The 20,900-nt window shown below is 40.6% G+C and carries 20 protein-coding genes; 8 read left to right on the top strand and 12 right to left on the bottom strand.

Translation table 11 applies throughout. The annotated features are described in order from the left end of the window. Positions 1 to 7: 7 nt before the first annotated feature. The 4 genes from KFQ09_RS07505 to KFQ09_RS07520 all read right to left on the bottom strand — a co-directional run bounded on the left by KFQ09_RS07505 (position 8) and on the right by KFQ09_RS07520 (position 4,654). Positions 8 to 802: an amino acid ABC transporter substrate-binding protein gene (locus KFQ09_RS07505; RefSeq protein ID WP_007498164.1), complete on the bottom strand. Its 795-nt coding sequence runs from the start codon at positions 800 to 802 to the stop codon at positions 8 to 10. 22 nt (positions 803 to 824) lie between these two features. Beyond that, on the bottom strand, positions 825 to 1,328 hold the full coding sequence (locus KFQ09_RS07510) for a GNAT family N-acetyltransferase (RefSeq protein WP_007498165.1): 504 nt from the start codon (positions 1,326 to 1,328) through the stop codon (positions 825 to 827). 17 nt (positions 1,329 to 1,345) lie between these two features. Continuing rightward, positions 1,346 to 2,671 carry an LLM class flavin-dependent oxidoreductase gene (locus KFQ09_RS07515; protein ID WP_017358528.1) on the bottom strand — a complete coding sequence of 442 codons (1,326 nt, stop codon included), beginning with the start codon at positions 2,669 to 2,671 and terminating at the stop codon, positions 1,346 to 1,348. A gap of 198 nt (positions 2,672 to 2,869) precedes the next feature. Then, positions 2,870 to 4,654: a right-handed parallel beta-helix repeat-containing protein gene (locus tag KFQ09_RS07520; RefSeq protein ID WP_255836173.1), complete on the bottom strand. Its 1,785-nt coding sequence runs from the start codon at positions 4,652 to 4,654 to the stop codon at positions 2,870 to 2,872. Positions 4,655 to 4,917: 263 nt separating this feature from the next. Here KFQ09_RS07520 and KFQ09_RS07525 point away from each other — a divergent pair, with 263 nt between their 5' ends. Then, a complete protein-coding gene (locus tag KFQ09_RS07525; protein WP_255836174.1) occupies positions 4,918 to 6,411 on the top strand; it encodes a peptide MFS transporter in 1,494 nt (497 codons plus the stop codon). Between the two features lie 57 nt (positions 6,412 to 6,468). Here KFQ09_RS07525 and KFQ09_RS19525 read toward each other — a convergent pair whose 3' ends face one another. The 5 genes from KFQ09_RS19525 to KFQ09_RS07545 form a co-directional block, all read right to left on the bottom strand. Next, positions 6,469 to 6,843: a metalloprotease family protein gene (locus tag KFQ09_RS19525; RefSeq protein ID WP_125590137.1), complete on the bottom strand. Its 375-nt coding sequence runs from the start codon at positions 6,841 to 6,843 to the stop codon at positions 6,469 to 6,471. Between the two features lie 1,574 nt (positions 6,844 to 8,417). Then, the gene (locus KFQ09_RS07530) at positions 8,418 to 9,146 is read right to left on the bottom strand and encodes an ATP-binding cassette domain-containing protein (RefSeq protein ID WP_164511650.1); all 729 of its coding nucleotides are present in this window, start codon (positions 9,144 to 9,146) and stop codon (positions 8,418 to 8,420) included. 56 nt (positions 9,147 to 9,202) lie between these two features. Then, positions 9,203 to 9,451, bottom strand: coding sequence for a hypothetical protein (locus tag KFQ09_RS07535; protein ID WP_125590129.1), 249 nt, complete (start codon positions 9,449 to 9,451; stop codon positions 9,203 to 9,205). Positions 9,452 to 9,726: 275 nt separating this feature from the next. Further along, positions 9,727 to 11,118: an amino acid permease gene (locus KFQ09_RS07540; RefSeq protein WP_370648323.1), complete on the bottom strand. Its 1,392-nt coding sequence runs from the start codon at positions 11,116 to 11,118 to the stop codon at positions 9,727 to 9,729. 293 nt (positions 11,119 to 11,411) lie between these two features. Further along, positions 11,412 to 12,023: a dienelactone hydrolase family protein gene (locus KFQ09_RS07545; protein WP_047202711.1), complete on the bottom strand. Its 612-nt coding sequence runs from the start codon at positions 12,021 to 12,023 to the stop codon at positions 11,412 to 11,414. 280 nt (positions 12,024 to 12,303) lie between these two features. Here KFQ09_RS07545 and tcyA point away from each other — a divergent pair, with 280 nt between their 5' ends. From tcyA to KFQ09_RS07570, 5 genes are all read left to right on the top strand, one after another. Continuing rightward, positions 12,304 to 13,119 (top strand): cystine ABC transporter substrate-binding lipoprotein TcyA, encoded by an 816-nt coding sequence (gene tcyA / locus KFQ09_RS07550; RefSeq protein ID WP_007498178.1) that lies wholly within the window; start codon positions 12,304 to 12,306, stop codon positions 13,117 to 13,119. Beyond that, complete coding sequence (locus KFQ09_RS07555; protein ID WP_017366604.1) at positions 13,106 to 13,798, top strand: amino acid ABC transporter permease; 693 nt, start codon at positions 13,106 to 13,108, stop codon at positions 13,796 to 13,798. Before tcyA ends, KFQ09_RS07555 begins: the two co-directional genes overlap by 14 nt. 12 nt (positions 13,799 to 13,810) lie before the next feature. After that, on the top strand, positions 13,811 to 14,554 hold the full coding sequence (locus KFQ09_RS07560) for an amino acid ABC transporter ATP-binding protein (protein WP_007498183.1): 744 nt from the start codon (positions 13,811 to 13,813) through the stop codon (positions 14,552 to 14,554). A 142-nt stretch (positions 14,555 to 14,696) separates the two neighbouring features. Continuing rightward, positions 14,697 to 15,341, top strand: a complete 645-nt coding sequence (locus KFQ09_RS07565; protein WP_048001285.1) for a YczE/YyaS/YitT family protein — start codon at positions 14,697 to 14,699, stop codon at positions 15,339 to 15,341. A gap of 255 nt (positions 15,342 to 15,596) precedes the next feature. After that, positions 15,597 to 16,016, top strand: coding sequence for a hypothetical protein (locus tag KFQ09_RS07570; RefSeq protein ID WP_255836176.1), 420 nt, complete (start codon positions 15,597 to 15,599; stop codon positions 16,014 to 16,016). Between the two features lie 25 nt (positions 16,017 to 16,041). Here the strand turns inward: KFQ09_RS07570 and KFQ09_RS07575 are convergent, their stop codons facing one another. Beyond that, entirely contained in the window at positions 16,042 to 16,902 is an 861-nt protein-coding gene (locus KFQ09_RS07575; protein ID WP_255836177.1) for an effector binding domain-containing protein, read from the bottom strand. Between the two features lie 143 nt (positions 16,903 to 17,045). Between KFQ09_RS07575 and KFQ09_RS07580 the strand changes: the two genes are divergently transcribed. Beyond that, positions 17,046 to 17,747: a 4'-phosphopantetheinyl transferase family protein gene (locus tag KFQ09_RS07580; RefSeq protein WP_024720180.1), complete on the top strand. Its 702-nt coding sequence runs from the start codon at positions 17,046 to 17,048 to the stop codon at positions 17,745 to 17,747. Here KFQ09_RS07580 and KFQ09_RS07585 read toward each other — a convergent pair. Next, a complete protein-coding gene (locus KFQ09_RS07585) occupies positions 17,734 to 19,071 on the bottom strand; it encodes an aminotransferase-like domain-containing protein (RefSeq protein WP_255836178.1) in 1,338 nt (445 codons plus the stop codon). The two genes, KFQ09_RS07580 and KFQ09_RS07585, sit on opposite strands and share 14 nt — an antisense overlap. A 131-nt stretch (positions 19,072 to 19,202) precedes the next feature. Between KFQ09_RS07585 and KFQ09_RS07590 the strand changes: the two genes are divergently transcribed. Continuing rightward, complete coding sequence (locus KFQ09_RS07590; protein ID WP_008347299.1) at positions 19,203 to 20,117, top strand: DMT family transporter; 915 nt, start codon at positions 19,203 to 19,205, stop codon at positions 20,115 to 20,117. A gap of 38 nt (positions 20,118 to 20,155) precedes the next feature. On the opposite strand, the gene KFQ09_RS07595 is transcribed toward KFQ09_RS07590, so the two are convergent. Beyond that, entirely contained in the window at positions 20,156 to 20,896 is a 741-nt protein-coding gene (locus KFQ09_RS07595) for a thioesterase II family protein (RefSeq protein WP_100325552.1), read from the bottom strand. Positions 20,897 to 20,900: the final 4 nt, after the last annotated feature.

Consider the following 20,900-nt stretch of genomic DNA (forward strand, 5'->3'; position numbering starts at 1 on the left):
GCTGTTGTTATTTTTTAATCGGCACTGTGACATCGTCTTTGAAATATTTCTCAGACAATTTCTTCAGTGTTCCGTCTTCTCTTAATTCTTTGATCGCTTGATTGAATTCTTCTCTTAGCTTGTCGTGCTTTTCATCTTTGGCAAATGGGTAGCCGACTTCTTCATATACGATTGGGTTGCCGACGATTTTGAGTGGAAGTCCTGTTTTTTCAATTTGAGCTAACAAGACACTGCGTCCGTTGACGTAAGCATCTACACGGCCATTTGCAACTTCATTTAAGACACCGTCTTGTGTTTCATATGTTTTGATGTTGATTTTCTTGTCTGGGTCTTTGCTCTCTAGGTTTTTGGCATGGTTTGAGCCAAGAACAGCCGCCACCGTTTTTCCTTTTAAGTCGTCAAGTCCTTTAATGTCCTTGTTGTCCTTCTTGACAATGATTTGTGTTCCTGCGTATGCATACGTATCTGTAAAGTTGAACGTTTGTTTACGCTCATCTGTAATCGCAACTTGGTTTGATACAGTATCCAGCTTCCCAGATGTCAGCTGGCCCATCAGTCCGCTGAATTCACTCAGCTGCCAGTCTAGTTTGTAGCCTAGCTTTTTCGCAATGGCTTCTGTGACTTCGACATCAAATCCTACTAGTTTGCCGTTTTCTTTATAAGCAAATGGATAGCTTTGGCCTGTAGCGCCCACTTTAAGCACTTTCTCGTCTTTTCCTTCACTCTGATTACCCCCGCCGCATGCCGCTAACACCGCAAGCATTGCCGCAAATAAAACAACTAGCCACTTTTTGTTTTTCATGTTTGTACACCCTTCTTTCCTCTTATGGTTGTGTAATATCTGATCGTAATTGTTTTTTAAAATAAATGGTGATATGGCCTTTGCCTAGATCCTTTTCACCTGCTCTGACATAGCCTTTACGCTCATACATGTCCATGAGCCACGGATGCTTATCAGCTGTACCGAGAGAGACATACGGTACCTTTAGTGTGTCCCTTAGCACTTCCGTTTCAACCCACTCAAGCAAGGCTGAGCCTGTGCCTTTTTTTGCCGCTGGTTCTGAAGCAAACCACCATATATGCGGAACGCCGAATGGTCCTGGCTGTTCTCCCCAAGGCATACGGAGTGATAAGGTGGAGAGAAGCTCTCCGTTTTCTTCCATTACATAGCAAAGGTTCTTTTGTACATTTTTCTGAACGAGGGCGATATCTGCATGTGCTGCTTGGAACTGGATGCCGAGCTCACGAATCGGTTCATAGGCTCTTGTTGTCAGTTCAAGCAACGCTTCTATATCATCCTCAGTTGCCAGACGAAACGTATATCCCAACGTTAGTCACCTCACCTTTATGTCGTGTAGCGATTTTTTGGCTGTTTTAATCCGAGATTTTCTCGTAAAGTTTGTCCTGTGTATTCTGTTTTGAACAGGCCTCTTTCCTGAAGGATCGGAACGACGCGGTCTACGAAGGCATCAAGTCCTTCTGGCAATAATGGCGGCATCACGTTAAAACCATCGGCTGCTTCCTCAACGAGCCATGTCTCCATCACATCTGCTAGTTGCTCAGGTGTTCCAATGAAGATATGGTGCCCACGGGACCCTGCAACAGATTGGTAGAGCTGGCGAATGGTCAGGTTGTCCTTTCTCGCCATATTCATCACAAGGTCAAAGCGGCTTTTCACGGCATTTGACGCGCTTGGATCAATCTCTGGAAGCGGTCCGTCTAGTGGATACTGCGAAAGATCAATACCCCCTAAGTAGTTTTGTAAAATGCTAAGGCCGATCTCTGGAACAATCAGCTCTTGTAATTCTTCATACTTCGCTTTTGCCTCTTCTACTGTATCGGCAATGATTGGGAAGATGCCCGGCATGATGCTGACATCCTCTCTCGCTCGTCCAGCAGCCTCTACTTTTCCCTTCAAGCTTTGGTAAAATTCCTTCGCTTTGTCGAGATCGTTTTGTGCCGTGAAAATGAGCTCAGCCGTTTTAGCCGCAAGCTTTTGACCATCTTCAGAAGACCCTGCTTGAATGATCACCGGCTGTCCTTGAGGGGTGCGTGATACGTTAAGCGGACCCCGTACGGAGAAGAATTCACCTTTGTGCTGCAGCTCATGAAGCTTACTAGACTCAAAGAATTCTCCTGTTTCTTGGTTTCTGATAAGTGCGTCCTCTTCCCAAGAATCCCACAGACCTTTGACGACATCGACGAATTCTTCAGCTCGTTCGTATCGTTTGTGGTGCGCTAAATGCTCTTCTCCGCTAAAATTTTTCGCTGTTTCTTCAATAGAAGATGTGACCACATTCCATGCTGCTCGTCCGCCTGATAAATGATCGAGTGAGGCAAACTGTCTCGCAATATGGAATGGCTCACTGTATGTAGTTGATGCTGTTGCTGCTAAACCAATTGTTGAGGTAGACTCTGCAATCGAAGAAAGCAGGGTGAGCGGTTCAAATCTCGTTAATACATTTGGATGAGATGTATGATTAATTGATAAGCTGTCGGCTAAAAAGAGCAAATCCAGCTTCCCTTCCTCGGCCTTTTTCGCTAATTGTTTAAAGTAATCAAGATTCATCGCTGCGTCTGGTACTGCTTTCGGATGTCTCCAAGAGGCGACATGATGTCCAGTTCCCGCGATGAATACGCCTAGCTTGAGCTTCCGTTTCGGCTGTGACACTTGTTCTTCATCCTTTCTATATCTTCCTTGTATCAAGTTATTATTTTACAAGATACATTTTTCTGATTGAATTAATCGGTTTTATCCATAAAAAAAGGGCAAATGTTGTGAAAAATGAAAAATAATTATTACTATATGCCCTTTTTACATGATTGTCAACCGCCTTCTGAACCTCCAAAAAAAGGGATTTACAGGCGTTTACGGCGGATCAATTTCAATATTTCCGATGAGCCGGTCCGTGGAGTGTGTCATCAATTGACTGCGCTCTAGTACGTTATGGGCAATCACCGAATGAGTGGAAGATACGGTGCGGACGGCAATCGCTTTTTGAGGAGAGAGATTAATGATGTTATTCCGCAGCACACGTGCTGAGACAACCTCATCAAGAAAAACGGCTGTCGGCTGTCCGATCGAACGATTTAAATAAAAGCGGTTATCTCCAATTTGAGGTGAGCCATTTTTAATATACATCACCACATATAAGGACGTTTCTTCAAAGGAATTGTCTTTAATCTCTAAAGGAGCGGTCGTATTGCTGTAGACGGCATAGTTTTGATAGTGCTTAAAACGATTCTGCCATATGAAAGCCTTTGCATTTCCTGTCACGCTGATTGTATACGAAGATGCGAGCTGTGAATGTCCTTCTTGAATAAAGTGATTGCCGTTGATCCCCGCTTCTCCCTCCTGCACCCATATCCCTCGGCTGAATTCCTTGAATTGATTATGCTGAATGAGAATATTCGTTCCTCTGACCATCGCCGCATCGATGACAGAGTAGACGGTATTGTTTGAAAAGACAATGCTGTCTGATTGATAAATACGCAGCGATGTACTTCTAAGCCGTGTGTTTGTCCCTGACTCAATATGATTTCCTTCTATTAAAATACGATTGGCCATATAGACAGACACAGCCGCATCTTCAAAAAGACTGATTTTATTACCTGTGATGTGCACGCTGTCTCCCCTCACATCAATCCCCTTTTCAAACCCTTCAATCATATTGCCAATAATGATCACATTGTTTTCCGATTGATCAAGCGGCACGCCTAAGCTCGTAATCCCTGCTTTTGTCACGCCCCCACCCGCTGCACGAATCAAATTATTCGCAATGATCATTTCAGTGGCGAAGCCATAGGAGATACTGCTGTCCGTTTGATTACCTTCAATGATCACACCATAGCCATTGAAATTATAGATAGAGCTGGCTGCGCCGCCTCTGACTATGTTGTTTCGAATCTGAATATTCAGCGGTTCCTCCAAGTTGGTCGCATTTTCTCCGTATCCTTCAATATCAATGCCCATTTTTGGCTCGACACCATTTACCCCTGCCCTTTCAAGCAAACAGTCTTCCACAATGACACCATCACAGCCTGTAATAGACATATTGTTTCGCCTTGAGTCAGTGATGGTGCAGCCAGAAATATGAATAGACGAAGCAGGCGAGTACGATTCGATATGGGTCAATAAACCGTGCGGACTGACAATGATGCCGTCTCCCGTACAATTGTTGATTTGAACACGATCGATATTCACATGGGAAGCACCTTCAATACACACACCGAAGCCCCATTCATGTGTTTTTCTTTCTGGCGGGAGTACCTTGTACACATGCTCATCACGATCGCCTTCAATCCGCCCGCCCCGAATGGTCACATGCTCTACCTCTCCAATATAAAAGGCTGCATATCCCCACGAATCATTTGGTTTCACTTTGATAACGGCATCTGATGCCATTTCAATACAAATATGACTTGGTACTCGTATACCGGCATTACGAAAAGGAAAAAATTGATCCCCCCTGTACACCGCATCTATTAGATACGTTCCACTCGGCAGCCAGACGTGGGAGTAGCCCTGTGCTTTTGTCCATTCCAGGCATTCGTTCAGTTTCGCTGTACAGTCCGTTTTCCCGTCAGCAATCACGCCAAAGTCTAATACATTGACAATGGGTTTCTTCAGATCAGATTCATTTACATCCCCCAATGAAAACCCCTCCTTTTTACACATGTCCTCTTGTCATCCTATGCATGTGGAAAAGGTTTGCTTGTACGATATTTCAAATTTTATATAAATTCTTCTGGAATAACTTTCCGATGATTTTCACTTGAGCGAATTTTTCATTTTTTTGAGTCTTTACGCCTATTGAACTAACATTTTCCTGTTTTAGAATAGTTTTATATTGACACAAGAACTATACAAGAATATCATTTTTCTCATATCTCTTTTTTTAAGAAAGGATCTATGCCATGTCTACAATTGACCACGATAAAATTGTTAAAAGTGTTCCTCAAAAAGGTTTTTTTGGACATCCTAAAGGACTTTACACACTGTTTTTCACTGAATTTTGGGAGCGTTTTTCTTATTATGGCATGCGTGCACTGCTTATTTATTATATGTACACAGAGGTGACAAAAGGCGGTCTTGGCTTCGACCAGACAACCGCTAATTCGATCATGTCTGTCTATGGTGCGCTTGTCTATATGTCAGGAGTTATTGGCGGATGGCTCGCCGACCGGGTATTTGGTTCATCCAGTACGGTCTTTTATGGCGGGGTATTCATTATGCTTGGTCATGTCATTTTGGCACTACCTAGCGGTGCAACAGCGCTCTTTATTAGTATGGGGCTGATTATTATTGGGACAGGTCTCCTAAAGCCGAACGTCTCAAACATAGTCGGTGACCTATATACAAAAACAGACCCTCGCAGGGATTCTGGATTCAGTATTTTCTATATGGGGATCAACATGGGTGGTTTTATCGCCCCATTAATTGTCGGAACACTCGGTCAAAAAGTGAATTTCCACCTTGGTTTCTCACTCGCTGCCGTTGGTATGCTTGTTGGACTTATTACGTTTGTCATCACGAAAAAGCCGAATCTTGGACTTGCCGGCACTTATGTCACAAATCCACTATCAGCTGCTGAACGCAAGAACTTCAAAATTTTCGGTACATTGATCGTGATTGTACTTGCTGTTTTTGCTGTCATCGGTATTCAAACAGGAGCGCTCACGATTAATCTATTCACTTGGTTTGTCAGTGTCCTTGGTGTGCTGATTCCAATTGTTTATTTTATTGTGATGTATTTTAGTCAAAAAACGAGTGCAGTGGAGCAGTCGAGGGTACTCGCTTATATTCCATTGTTCCTAGCTGCGGTGATGTTCTGGGCCATTCAAGAACAAGGCTCAAATATTTTAGCCACATATGCAGATCAACGAACAAACTTGAATTTCCTTGGGATGACACTAGCGTCTTCGTGGTTCCAATCATTGAACCCGATCTTTATTGTGCTGCTGTCTCCAGTGTTTGCTTGGTTATGGGTCAGACTTGGCAAGAAACAGCCGTCTACCCCGATTAAGTTCTCACTCGGCCTTCTGTTTGCAGGATTATCCTTCATCATCATGATCATTCCTGCATACATGTCTGGTCCGAACACACTTGTGAGCCCATTATGGCTCGTTCTGAGCTTCTTCCTCGTCGTGATCGGAGAGCTCTGCTTATCACCAGTTGGACTGTCAGCGACAACAAAGCTGGCACCTGCTGCCTTCTCAGCACAAACGATGAGCCTTTGGTTCCTTTCAAATGCGATGGCACAGGCGATCAATGCGCAAGTAGTCAAACTGTTTGATAAAGTGCCAGAAACCGTCTATTTCGGTATCATCGGATTGCTGGCCATCGTTTTATGCGTTGTAATGCTATTACTGACACCAGTGATTAAGAAAGCGATGAAAGGCGTTCATTAATAAAAAACTGGACATGAGTACATCATGTCCAGTTTTTGCTTTTTTTATAATAATCCTTCATTTTTTCAGCATCTTCATTATGGAATATAATATGATGGATCCATCGGCAGTAAAAGGGAACAAATTCACAAGGTTTAATATACAAATAAATGCAAATGCATTCCAGTATATGCTGATATCATAGTATAATAAGATCCCTCCACTAATCGGCAAAATAATATTAGGTGCTACTGAAATGATAAAAATATGAAGATATTCTTTATCATTTAGGTATGTAACGCTAGCTCCAAAAAAATTAAGCTTCATCCCTAATATCTTCTTTCGAAATTTTTTTATCAACAACAAATGAATAGCTTCATGGATAATAAGCACACTCATCAATATAAGATAAAAAAGAATAAACCCTTTTATAAATAAAATCAGGTTTTCCATACTTTATTTCGTTGTTTTTTTAGACTTGATAATAGCAAATAGCGCAACAATAAAGAGAATATATATAACATATATAATTAAAATTTGAGATGTAAATGAAAAATTCGTATACAATTCTTCTTCATTCATTGTCATATCAATTTTCAGTCCTAATTTTGACATATATACGCCAGTCTCATCAATAGAAAAAAGAGTCGTTATATAATCAATTAAAAAAGCAACTAAATACAAAATTGTACCTAAAAAAATCCACCTAGGCAGCCTCATCTAAATAACTCCTTTCCAACAAATAATATTTAACTGAGAATAGCAACAAGTATACAGAGACAAAAATAAGCACACTATTTGAAATTAGGTAAAGTCCTACAGCCATTACAATACATAGTACAGAAGCAGAGAACTCATTTAAAGAACTCTTATTTTTCGGAAATATAATACTCATTATCAGCCCTGCTTCAAATAAAATGACACCGTAATAGAGACTTTTTACGAAATCACCTGATAATATCAATGATGTGATTACAAGTGGTAAATTGATTATGAAATTCATAAATGTTGTAATAAAAGATTCTTTTAAAGAAGTTATCCCAAAAAATGAATTCATTTTGCGATATGATACAGTTGTATTAAAATATCTAATAGATGAAAATGAAATAATAGGATATATGTATGCAAGTGTAGTCAATGAAATGAGAATATTTTTAGTATCAAAAAGGGATAATACAAAGACCAGAAATACTACACCTAAAAGCCTTATGGTTAATTTACTCCTAATAGTTCCGAGTATAATTAAATTTAATTTATTCATTTTCATATTAAAAGGCAGTTTTAAAATATAAAAATCATTAGAAGTATATATATCATTATCAATCTTTGTGTGTAGATAATGGATACATAGCACAAATAAAGCAATTAAAATACACAAAATAAGCATGAACTTAACCACTAAGGCATGGTCAACAATCATATTAAATGTCTGAAATTTCATGTCAATTCTAAAACGAAAAGAGAAATAATAAAGGAAAAGAAACAACACTAATAACCCATTATTTATATTAAAAAAATTTAATCTAACAAGGCTACTTAAAGAATAAAAAATTAAATAATAAAAACAGATACTTGCAACGAATAAAATCTGGCAATATATCAAGATTAAAAAATTTAATCCTATACTATAGTGGAATAACCTCAACATAGGGATCATTATTGCGAAAACAATTAAAAAAGACCAATAACTTAATAATAGTTTGAAAATAACGCTACCAAACCATATACTCCCTTTTTCAAAAGGAAGGATCTTTAGCAGAAATTGCATTTTTTTTGTAAGGGAGAAGGATAGGGTTACAATTAAATAAATAACACCAGTGATAATAATGATCATATTAGTTAGACTAGAGAACAGCGAGTTTCTCAATTCATTAGAAACTTCATTCCTATTTATAAAAATTTTATTTAATTCAGACATATTTAAATAGAAATACATAATATAAACAGCTAAGATAATACCTAATAACAGATATCTATTATGCCTTTTTTTGAAAATATTATTTGATAATAAATTATGACAAATCTCATTAAGTAAGACTTTTGTTACGAGAAACGAATCCATCAATTTTTTCATAGTATTTTTGTAATTCTCCATTATTTATTACGATCCCTTCAATTTCTCCAACATTCTTAATAGTGCTCAAGGTGCCTTTGCTCAGTAAATAAACATTGGCCTGTTCGTTACGCATAATAAAATCCATGTTATGTGAAATTAAGATGAATTTTCTAAGTGCAGAGTATTTTTTTATTAAATACTCTGTCAATAAATAGCTTTCATAATCGAGTCCATTAAATACTTCATCCGCCAATACATATTCAACTTCTAAAGCCAAAGCAATCCCTATTTGTAATTTCTTTTTCATACCATAAGAATAATTACTAATTTTTTCATCTAAAAATGGTGTCAGATGATACATTTCAGTAATAAACTCAAATAATTTCTTATTTATATCCCTATATCTCCTAAAAATAAAATCAGCATATTCATTGCCTGACAAATATTCAGGCAAATAAAAGTCAGATGGTATATAGAACATTTTAAGTTTTGCTTCTTTTTCCTTTCTGCTAACAGAATTAATTTTTATATCTCCTTTTTGAAAGGAAGTTATATCGCATATGCAATTTAGAAGTGTAGTTTTCCCTGATCCATTTACTCCAACAATGATATCGATTCCTTTAGAATCAAACGTTATACTTAAGTTATTCAGAACGGGGCTACCATTATAGTTTTTTTCTAAGTTATTTATAGTGATCATATTTATCATTCCTATATTTAAATAATAGAGATTTTGAAGAACAGCCTAAGACTAATTTATTTTGCGTTACAACCTATCCCGATATCCCAAACTTTTGGCCAGTTCCACTTAACTTTACCTGAGAAACTGTAGCCTTTACTTGTACAATAAAATGCATAAGCAATACCAGAAAGTAATGCTATTAAAATAATAACCCATACTATCCATTTATTTTGAATAACGTTCTTATGTTTTTCATTTAAATAAGATCCCATTTTATATAGGCCAGACATTAATTTATTCTCAATTTTACTAATGACAAACACTTTATTCTCTCCTAACTGCTGTTCTTCAAAATACAATATAATATTAATTTTTTTATTTGGTAAAATCAAGAATATTTTACAATTTTAAGGTTATTTTAATCTATTATTCTTAAAGATCACCATTTCCCCGATCCATTATTTCAATAATTATTAAGTCCAATAGATTGTTTGAATATGACATTTTCCTAATTGATCACAAGAAAAAAACACCTTCAGATTTATATCAGAGGTGTTTTAAAATATCTCATACTCACATATTTAGTGTTTTTTTGATCTTAAAACCGGATCTCATCATCTCCGCGGATTTGCAGCTTCAGCGGCTCACTTTGTGCCTGATGCTTTTTCACATAGCGATGGTAGACAACATATCCAATGATCATGAGCGGTACGCCGACATATAGCCCGATGCGCTGCTCTTGATCAAAGGCAAGGCTGACCAACACGATGGTATTCAGTGTAATCGCAATGATTGGCAGCACCGGATAAAGAGGCGTTTTAAATTTTAAGTTTTCCAGTTTTCCGCCTGCTTTCAAATATTTTCTACGGAAAAGAAGCTGTGATAATGTAATCGTGATCCAGCCTGTCTGGGCACTCATTCCGGCAATGGACACGATCCAGGCAAATACCGTTTTCTCTGCAAAAAAACCGGAAAACAGCGAAATCCCTGTAAACAGGAAAGTGAGCAGTAAGGCATTCATCGGAATACCGCGCTGATTGACGCGTCTAAATGCTTTTCCTGCCATTCCTTCCTTCGATAAGGAATACAGCATTCTCGTCGATGCATACAAGCCAGAGTTCGCAACAGATAATAAAGCAATAATAATGACAAAGTTCATGATGTCTGCCGCAAAAGGAATGCCCGTTCTCTCAAACACAGTAACAAATGGACTTTGCAGCACACTGGCTTCCTTCCAAGGCACCATACCGGCTAAGACGAAAATAGATAAGACGAAAAAGACAAGTGTACGCCATACGGTTTGATGAATCGAACGGGGAACGGTTTTCTCAGGGTTTTCACTTTCTCCTGCCGCAATCCCGATCAGCTCTGTTCCCTGAAACGAAAAATTCACCGTGATCATCGTAACCACAACAGCAAGCAGACCATTTGGAAACAGCCCATCATTCACAAAATGGCTGAAGTAAGGGGCGGGTTCACCGCTCGTTGTATCAATAAACCCAAACATCGCCGCTCCGCCTACGCCAATAAAGAGTAAAATTGCAATAATCTTAATGGTAGAAAAGAAAAACTCCGACTCCCCGAACGCTTTCGCTGACCGGGCATTTAATAAGAAAAGACAGAGTCCGAATATGAGACACCAAATCCACACATCTACTTGCGGTAGCCAGCGCCTCATCAGCTGTCCTGCTGATAAGAACTCAAGGGCGACCGTTGCCGCCCAGCCGAGCCAATAAATCCAGCCGACAGCAAAACCCGCTGCCGGGCTGACAAATTTCGTCGCATACGTATGAAACGACCCCGACACAGGAAGTGCAACCGACAGCTCCCCAAGACACAGCATGGTTAAATACATGATCAATCCGCCCACAATATATGAAAGAACAGCTCCGACTGGCCCTGCTTGTCCAATCGTATAGCCCGTTCCTAAGAAAAAGCCTGTCCCAATGACACCGCCAAGTGAAATCATAAATAAATGGCGGGAGGTCATCGCCCTTTTCAATTGATCAGGCTGATTTTGTCCAACATCCACAATGATGCCCTCCTTCTTCTAAGATGCTCTGTTATCAAAACATGTCTCCATGTGATTCATTCCATTTTCAAAACAACCTACTAATTATACATCTTTTATAATAAATATGCTTCCTTCTATGGTCACTGTCTCAAAGTCTTTATTTTAGTAATGTTCGCACAAATATGAGGTAGATTTGATCATTTAATCGAACCCAAAATATTTGCACAAAAAACCAGCATGGCACCTCATCTTCACACACTGGTTTCACCTCATTCTTTTAACAAACACCCTTTGATAAAATCATCTATTTCCTGAAAACAGTGATTTTTCGATTCAGCGTGAAAAGCCGTGGAATATGGATTCGCGAATCCATGCTCTCCCTCTACTATTGTCACGCGAAGTTTTTCCTTTTTCCCCAAAACACTCGCAAGCTCCTGGGGGTTAAAGGATGCTTCGACTTCCGGGAAAAATAACAGCGTTTTGCAGGCAGGCACAAGATCAATGTCATCTCTGATCCTTGAACCATAAAACCCAATGACTCCGGTAAACAACTGCTCATATTGACTGCATCGCCAAGCAATGGTTGCCCCCACACTAAAACCTAACAGAAATATGTCTATCGCGGCATTCTTCGTTTTTAACTCTTTTGCCACATTCAGTACGCTCATTATCGGCTCATCAAAACCAACTTTATTCATAAAATAGCCGTATGCCTCTTTCTCTTCGACATAGGAGAATTGTTTCGCCTGTCCTAATAAATGAGGACAATAAACCTCAAAACCCGCTTTGTCGAAATAATGGATCATACTCTTCATATGATCATTTATTCCGTATATTTCGTGTATTAAGATCATGACAGGTTTTTGTTTCGATGTATGCAAATGATCACACTTCCCTTTCGTTCACTGTAGGACCACTTCATTTTCTTAGAGAGCTCATCACAACAAATTTTACCATTAAATAGGTTATCTAACATTCTTGATCATGCGTTTTGTTTTATTCATTTTTTGATTTGGGTATAGATCTACGTTTGTCCGTTCAACCATTTGCGGGCATAAAGTTGGTGAGATTCGCTCAAGCTAGTTTCAAATGCTTTACTTTTAGGTTGCTTCTCTGTAAGATCATATGTTGTAAATACCAACAAGAAAAGTGGGGAATAAAATGAAAAAAATGTTCTTTGCCATTATTTTAGGCGCTTGTGTTGCATTGATCACAGCATGTGGATCAGCTGCAAACGACAGCGCAAATAAACAATCTGGGTCTAAGGAATCAGGTGACCTTTGGAAGTCCATTCAGGATAAAGGCGTATTAACCATCGGTACAGAAGGTACATATGCTCCTTTCACCTTCCATGACAAAAAAACAGATAAATTAACTGGCTATGATGTCGAGGTCATCACAGAAGTCGCAAAACGTCTTGACTTAAAACCAGAATTCAAAGAAACACAATGGGACAGCATGTTTGCTGGTCTGAATTCAAAACGTTTTGATGTGGTAGCGAACCAAGTTGGTAAAACTGGACGTGAAAATCAATATGATTTCTCTGACAAATACACAACATCTCAAGCCATTGTTGTGACAAAATCAGATAACAATGACATCAAGAAACTTTCTGATGTGAAAGGCAAAAAAGCAGCACAATCATTAACAAGTAACTATAACAAATTAGCTACAGATGCTGGCGCTAAAATTGAAGGGGTTGAAGGTCTTGCACAATCCATTCAATTGATTCAGCAAGGGCGTGCTGATTTGACGTTCAATGATAAATTAGCTGTCTTGAATTACTTGAAAACAAGCGGTAACAAAAACCTAAAAGTTGCATTTGAAACAGGAGATCCACAAGAAACGTATTTTGCCTTCAGAAAAGGCAGCGGCGAAGTCGTTGACAAAGTGAATGGCGCATTAAAAGAAATGAAAAAAGATGGTACACTTGCTAAGATTTCTAAGAAATGGTTTGGTGAAGATGTTACAAAGTAATACCCTAGGAGTCGTCATTCCTTGGGATCTTCTTCAGCAATCTTTTTGGCCAATGGTGATGCAGGGGATTTATTATACAATCCCCCTTGCCATCATTGCCTTCATTATTGGTCTTTTTATCGCGCTTGTGACAGCTCTTGCTAGAATGTCTAAAATTAAAGCCCTCAGATGGATTTTCTCCATCTATGTGTCGGCCGTTCGCGGAACGCCGCTTTTTGTGCAATTGTTTATTATTTTCTATTTCTTTCCGACATTTAATATCACACTTGATCCATATCCAAGTGCTATCATCGCTTTTTCTTTAAACGTAGGTGCGTATGCTTCGGAAATTATCCGTGCATCCGTCCTATCTGTTCCAAAAGGACAATGGGAAGCGGGGTATTCGATTGGGATGACCCATCGCAAAACGCTCGTCCGCGTGATTTTACCGCAGGCAGTGCGTGTATCGATTCCGCCGCTGTCTAATTCATTCATTAGTTTGGTGAAAGATACATCGCTTGCCTCCCAAATCCTCGTGGCAGAGATGTTCCGTAAATCACAGGAAATTGCTGCGGCGAACTTGGATCAAATTTTATTTATTTATATGGAAGCAGCCCTGATCTATTGGGTATTCTGCTTCATTCTATCGCTCGTTCAACACCAAATTGAAAAACGACTTGATCGATATGTCGCAAGGTAAGGAGGGAACGACATGCTAACAGTCAAAGGCTTAAACAAATCCTTTGGTGAAAATGAGATTTTAAAGTCGATTGATTTTACGATCAACAAAGGGCAGGTTGTGGCGATTCTTGGTCCATCAGGTTCAGGAAAAACAACGATGCTTCGCTGTTTAAATGCACTTGAAATTCCAAATGCCGGCTCCTTTACCTTCGATGATTTCTCGATTGATTTTTCTAAAAAAAATAAACAAGCTGATTTGCTCAAGCTTCGCCGGAAGTCAGGCATGGTGTTTCAAGATTATCATCTGTTCCCACATCGCACTGTTCTTGAGAATGTGATGGAAGGTCCAGTCCAAGTCCAGCGCCGTCCGAAAGAAGCGGTGCGAAAAGAAGCGATTCAGCTTCTGCAAAAGGTAGGACTTGAGGATAAAAAAGATTTGTATCCCTTCCAGCTGTCAGGCGGTCAAAAGCAGCGTGTCGGCATTGCCCGTGCACTTGCCATTCAGCCAGAGCTTATGCTTTTTGATGAACCAACCTCTGCGCTTGATCCTGAGCTTGTCGGGGAAGTCTTAAAGGTCATGAAGGATTTAGCGAAAGAAGGCTGGACGATGGCGGTTGTCACACATGAAATCAAGTTTGCCCAAGAAGTGGCGGACGAAGTGATTTTTATTGATGGCGGCGTCATCGTCGAACAAGGTCCTCCGGAAGAAATCTTCAAACGACCAAAGGAAGAACGAACAAAACAATTCTTAAACCGGATTTTGAATCCAGTGTGATCAAAAAGGCTGTTCTCATCATGTGAGAACAGCCTTTTTTTACCTCTTTCAAAGTAAGCGATTACATTAAGCAAAGCCATTTAAAGGGGCGTGCGAGTATGTTACGATTGAAATCGAGTGTTTAAGAAAGAAGGGAAAGCTTTTGAAGCGGGAACATCTTTTACGTTGGTTTTTTTATTTTGTTGGATTGGTTGTACTTGCTTTTGGACTATCGCTGACAGTGAAGGGAAAGATCCTTGGCATTGGTCCGTGGGACGCTTTTCATTATGGACTGTTTCAGCATTTTGGTTTAACCATTGGACAATGGTCGATCATTATTGGTGCACTGATTGTGACACTGACATCTGTTTTCACGAAATCTTTTCCAAAGATCGGCGCCCTGCTCAATATGGTGCTGATCGGCGTGTTTATTGATTTCTTTAATGCAGTATTACCTGCACCACATGGGTATTTACCTGCTTTATATGTGTTTATTACGGGCGTGATTGTGTCTGGGTATGGCGTTGGCATTTATGTCTCAGCCAACCTTGGCGCTGGGCCAAGGGATTCATTAATGTTGCTCATCTCAGCAAAAACGGGGCTGAACGTGCAGTGGGTTCGAAATGGTATTGAGTTAACCGTGCTCCTATTTGCATGGATGCTCGGCGGCCCGATTGGCATTGGAACGATTCTGACGGCTATCTTTACCGGACTCGTCCTTCGCTTTTCATTGCCACAATCGACACGGCTCTTGCAACTGCTCATTACAAAAACAGCGGAGAAACCTGTTCAGACCCTTACCCGATAAGAACAAGCCATTCTACTAAATGAATGGCTTGTTTTGTGCTAAACTAAATAGACGCAATATTCTTAAAACAGGAGATGATCCTCTGATGCAGCTTTTCCATTATCATTACTGGACACCATTTGTTGAGGAGACAGAGAAGGCGTACACCTCATTAGGCTTTGAAGTAAAGGGACGTTTCGCAAAGGAAGGTTCCTTTCCCCTCCGCAGACATGGGATGATTTTAGAGAGAAGAAGCCCTCTTTCCGAATCATTGAGATGAGAAAGGGACAGATCAATATCACATTTGGTTATAGTAAAAAAGTCCTTTTTGATCACATCGGCTTTCTAGTGACTGATGATGAATATGATCAGCTGCTGGTACAAGCGCAAAAGAGAAACTGGGCAATCCAGACTGGGGAGCGAAGAACGTTTCTTTCTACACCGATGCGCTTAAGGCTTGAATTGCAGCGGCGGACAGATGTGATTGAAACTGGTGAAGAAGCAATTGCCGAGATGACGATCGCAGTACCTGATTTGACTCATACACCTACGGTCGATCAGTTGCTGGACGGTTTGACACAACCTATTCATTGGAAAAAGGGAGAACGTCTCTCTTTACTTGAAGTGAAGATGATAGATTCTCATGGGATGAATACGACCGATCCAAACGGTGTTCACGTCCTCACACAAGGATAAAAAGCAGCGAGATACGCTGCCTTTTTTATGATTGTTTACGGATTGGAATCCAAATCAATGTCACATGATCTGGAGAATGTATCTCTCCATCTAAAGGATACGTTTCCATCTCCATTCCCCCAGCATGCTCATATCCTGAGGCAGGAAACCATTCTGTGAAAATACGTGTCCATGTTGAATGCACAGCGGTTTCGACAGGCCCTTTTGCCTGAAATACAGCCCACGTACTGGCCGGAATCTGTTCGACTGTCATGGTCGAATCTGGTTCTTCCTCACCTTGCTCAATTCCAATGATATAGTCAAATGTTTCAAGCGTTTCATCAAAATGCGCACATACACCGATATATCCGAGTTCTCCAGCTGCATGAGCCAGTGAATCCGTCCATCCTTCTTGATTGACACGCTTCCAAAAGGCGGGAATATCCTGTTTGTTTTGGCTATTCTTTGTTGTTGTCTTTAGTCTTCTGCCCATGATTAAAAATGAATCCTTTTCCACAATTCGATAATGCATCGGTTCGACTCCTTTTATTTGAAGTTCGAAGGAGAGACGGGGGTAGGCTTTCACTGTAAACTCGCCTGTTTTCACTGCTGCCGGTGTATATCCGTGATGCCGCTTGAAGGCTTTCGCAAACGACTCTGGGGTTTCATAGCCATACTTCACCGCCGCATCAATGACTTTCACTTGCTTGGTCATGAATTCTTCTGCCGCAAGGGTTAATCGTCTTTTGCGAATATATTCTGCTACTGCAATTCCCGTCAGCATATGGAATAGCCGCTGATAATGAAATTTAGACATACAGGCGGCCTCTGCCACTTCTTCGATCTGCAAAGGCTGATCCAGCCTCTCTTCCATATAATTGATACTATCCATGATCAAGTGAATCATTTTTCCCTCTCCTTCCTTTTCCACTATATCGAGAACCGCCCGCACCTTCCTGTCATTTTGTGCTTTCATTGAACAGGATGTCTGTTTCTCTTTTGCAGAGGTTCATCCAATGGTACAATAAATGTAAAAAATTGAGGTCCGTTATGAAGATTTTCGCTATTCAATTACAACCTTTAGATGATAAAAATGCACGAAAACAAATAGAACAGCTGAAGCCTTTTGTGTCACTTGAAAAACGCGCCGCCGCTGAGCGCTTTCGTTTTTTGATCGATGCAAGAAGAACGCTTTTAGGTGAGGTACTGATTCGTCACATCATTCATGAGATGTACGCACTGCCTATGGAACAGATCATTTTTGAAACAGAAGGGAATGGAAAGCCTGTTGTCCGGCAAATTCCTTCTTTTCATTTTAATCTTTCTCACTCTGGTGATTGGGTCGTGGGCGCAGTAGATGATGCGCCTGTTGGCATTGATATTGAAGAGATTAAACCGATTGATTTAGCCATTGCCAAACGATTTTTTTCAGCTGACGAATATCAAGATTTACTCTCACAGCCAGCAGAACGGCAGGAAGCCTATTTCTTTCATTTATGGTCCATGAAGGAGGCTTTTATCAAGCTGACAGGGAAGGGAATATCCTATGGTCTTTCATCCTTTACCGCTCGCTTGTCAGAGGATGGACAGGCTACTTTGAGATTACCTGATCACGAAGCCCCTTGCGTTGTCCAAACATATTCGCTTGATCCTGCCTACCAAATGGCGGTTTGTACAAGAAAACCCGCTGCGGCTGAGCACGTCGAGATACTCACTTGTGAGAACATGCTATCTCGCCTTAATAACGTGTAATTTGTTGAAGTGATGACTTTAGCAAATCGACGCCTCGTGCGATTTCCTCTTCTTTTACATGCCAAATGTTCAGCTGAAGTATAGGCTCCTTTTGATAAGTAGAAATGAAATGGCGGTCGATCGGCTGAACCATCACAGAATCCTTTTTTAGCTGCTGAATGAGCTGATTCATCGGAATGGACCGGTCGACACGAACGTGGGTATGAGTAGCTGGCTCCTCTTCTCCCAGCTCATAAGCGCCTTGATCATTTTTCAAACAGGCCACAAGTTGTTTGGATCGAGCTCTATAGGTCGCCTGCATCCTTTCTCTATGACGCTCAAACATCCCGCTTTTCAAATAAATTTCTAAAGCAGCCTGCGAGAGCATCGAGCTGTCGATATCAATCAGCCGTTTATGTTCACTAAAGGGGCCAATCAGCTCGTTTGGTAAGACGACAGCACCTGTTCTAAGCCCCGGAAAAATGATTTTTGAGAAGCTTTTTAAATAAATGACCTTCCCCGCCTGATCATATGAATAGATCGGGTCTCTTTTTGTATCGAATTCTAAATCAGCCAAATAATCGTCTTCAACGATGTAGACATCATATGCTTCGGCAAGGGCTGCAATCGCTATTTTTTCTTGTTTCGACAGACTCGTTCCAAGCGGGTTTTGAAATCTTGGCATCGTATAGAAAAAGCGAATATCCTCCTCTCGGAAGATACGCTCCAATTCCTGAAGATCGAGTCCTTTTTCCGTCCGCTGGATTCCCCGGACAGGTAGCTGGTTTTTCTCTAAGTATTGGAGGAATAGGTGATAGCCTGGCTGTTCGACCAATATGGTCTGTTTTCCATTTGGAAACGGGATGGTGCTTAAAATTGATAAAGCCAGCTGAATACCAGAAGTCATGACGATCTGTTCTGGAGAGGCAAACACTTGATAATCCGTTAAACGCTTTGAAATGATTGGCAGTAAAGATGGTAATCCATTGGTGGTGCCATAGATAAATAAATCATTTTGATACAGATCAATCGCTTGATTGATGCAGTGCTGAAAATCGACATATGGAAACACAATGGGATCAGGCGCAGAGGAAGCAAAATCAATCCATGTGCTGCCCTTCTTAACGGCTGACTGATTGGTTTTCACGACAAAATAGCCACTTCTTTCTACAGAGTACAGCAAGTGTTCACGCTCTAATGTGTCTAGTGCTTTTATGACAGTGCTTTTGCTCACAGCATATTGAGCCGCTAAGTGACGAATGGATGGGATTTTCATTCCAGCATTGTATTCACCGCTCTCGATTTTGTTTTTTATATTCAACACAAGCTGATCATATTTCCTCACAGTACTACCCTCCTTGTACCGGTACAGATATCAATAACTCTTATTGTACACTTTACTTGATCCGTTTACGATAAAAAGACAGAACCGGTCAATTCAACTGAAGCATGCATGCTCGTGTAAGGAGAATTCTGATGGATATGTCAAAACAAAAAGCGTATGCTGCTTCGATCGCATACGCCTGTATTATTGGTTTTTCATTCTTGTTTGTCAAAGTAGCCTTAGCATCAGCGAATCCAATTGATGTATTGGCACACCGATTTACTGTTTCTTTCGCAGCCGCTCTTTTGTTATTTCCATTTTTACGAAAAAAGTACCGTTTTTCCATTCAATGGCGTGATCTCATTTACATTGTGCCATTTTCCTTGCTTTATCCTGTGTTGTTTTTTGCATTTCAAGTGTGGGGGCTGATGTTCACCTCTTCATCAGAGGCCGGCATTATTCAGGCGACCATCCCTATTTTGACAATGGTGCTTGCAGCATGGTGTTTAAAGGAACGTCCTACCTCGATTCAGGTGCTGTTTACCATTCTTTCTGTGTCCGGGGTGATGCTCCTCTTTGTGGTGAAGGGAATTGATGTGAAACATTCTCATCTCATTGGTTATGTGCTGATCTTACTTTCAGCCTTATCATCCAGTGCCTATAGCGTATTTGCCAGGGTGATGACACGGCGATTCCATGTCATTGAACTGACTTTCGTGATGACATTCTTTGGATTTGTCTTCTTTAATGCTGCTGCTCTCATTCGGCACTCGGTACATGCTACACTACCGCAGTTTTTCAGTCCGTTTACGCAGCCATCCTTTGTATGGTCTATGCTCTTTTTAGGCATTCTCTCTTCACTGCTCACAGCGTATTTATCAAACTATGCTCTTTCCCACCTTGAAGCAGCAAAGGTGAGTATCTTTAACAATCTTTCTGCTTTCATTACCATTGCCGCTGGCGTCCTTATTTTACATGAAACGATTGATATGGTTCACCTCATCGGAGCTGTGCTCGTCATTGGCGGAGTGATTGGCGGGAATGTGGTGAGGAAGGGGAATTCATAAAGAAAACGGCCCTCGTTTGACGGGGCCGTTGTTTTCTTTTATTGGCTGATGAATTGCCTTTTTGTTGTCTGCTCAATGACATGCCTCATATGTTCTGCGAACTGCTCGAGGTGTGTGTTGATATACATGTGCCCTCCTTCGAAATCAGTACGTTCGATGGCGTTTGCCCATGTTAGCCAGCCGTCTGCGTCTTCCATGCATTTCTTATCTTGCTTTCCGTTCAATAAATAAACGGGTGATTCAATGATTGTTTTGTCTGTATGCTGGAAGGATTCTAATGCTTGATAGTCGGCACGTAAGGATGGTGTAAAGTAATCCATCATTGGCTTGTTCTCTAACAATTCTTTTGGAATCCCGCCCATTTCAGCGATATGCTGAACAAATGCTTCATTCGATAAATGGGTCAATATTTGTCTTTTTGTTTGCGGCGGCTGAATGGCAGAAATGACAACCGCTGCCGGATCGATGCCTTCCCTTTCTAGCAGCTGAGTGAGCCTGTACACCACAAGCCCGCCCATGGAATGTCCGAACAAAATAAATGGACGGTTTAATTTGCCTGTCAGCCCTTCTTTATACAATTCAGCCAGCCGGTCAATGCTTGTTTCAAGCGGCATGAGGTTCGTTCCATGACCCGGAGGCTCTGCTGCTGTCACTTCGGCCGTGTCCTTCAGCTGTTCAAAGAGCGGACGGTAAGAGGCGGAATATCCGCCTGCAAAAGGAAAACAAATAAGCTGAATGAGATCTGATTTTTTTTCAAAGGTTTTAAATAATTGGTTCATACGT

The organism is Bacillus sp. FS02, from assembly GCF_024398395.1.
GTDB classification, from domain to species: domain Bacteria; phylum Bacillota; class Bacilli; order Bacillales; family Bacillaceae; genus Bacillus; species Bacillus altitudinis.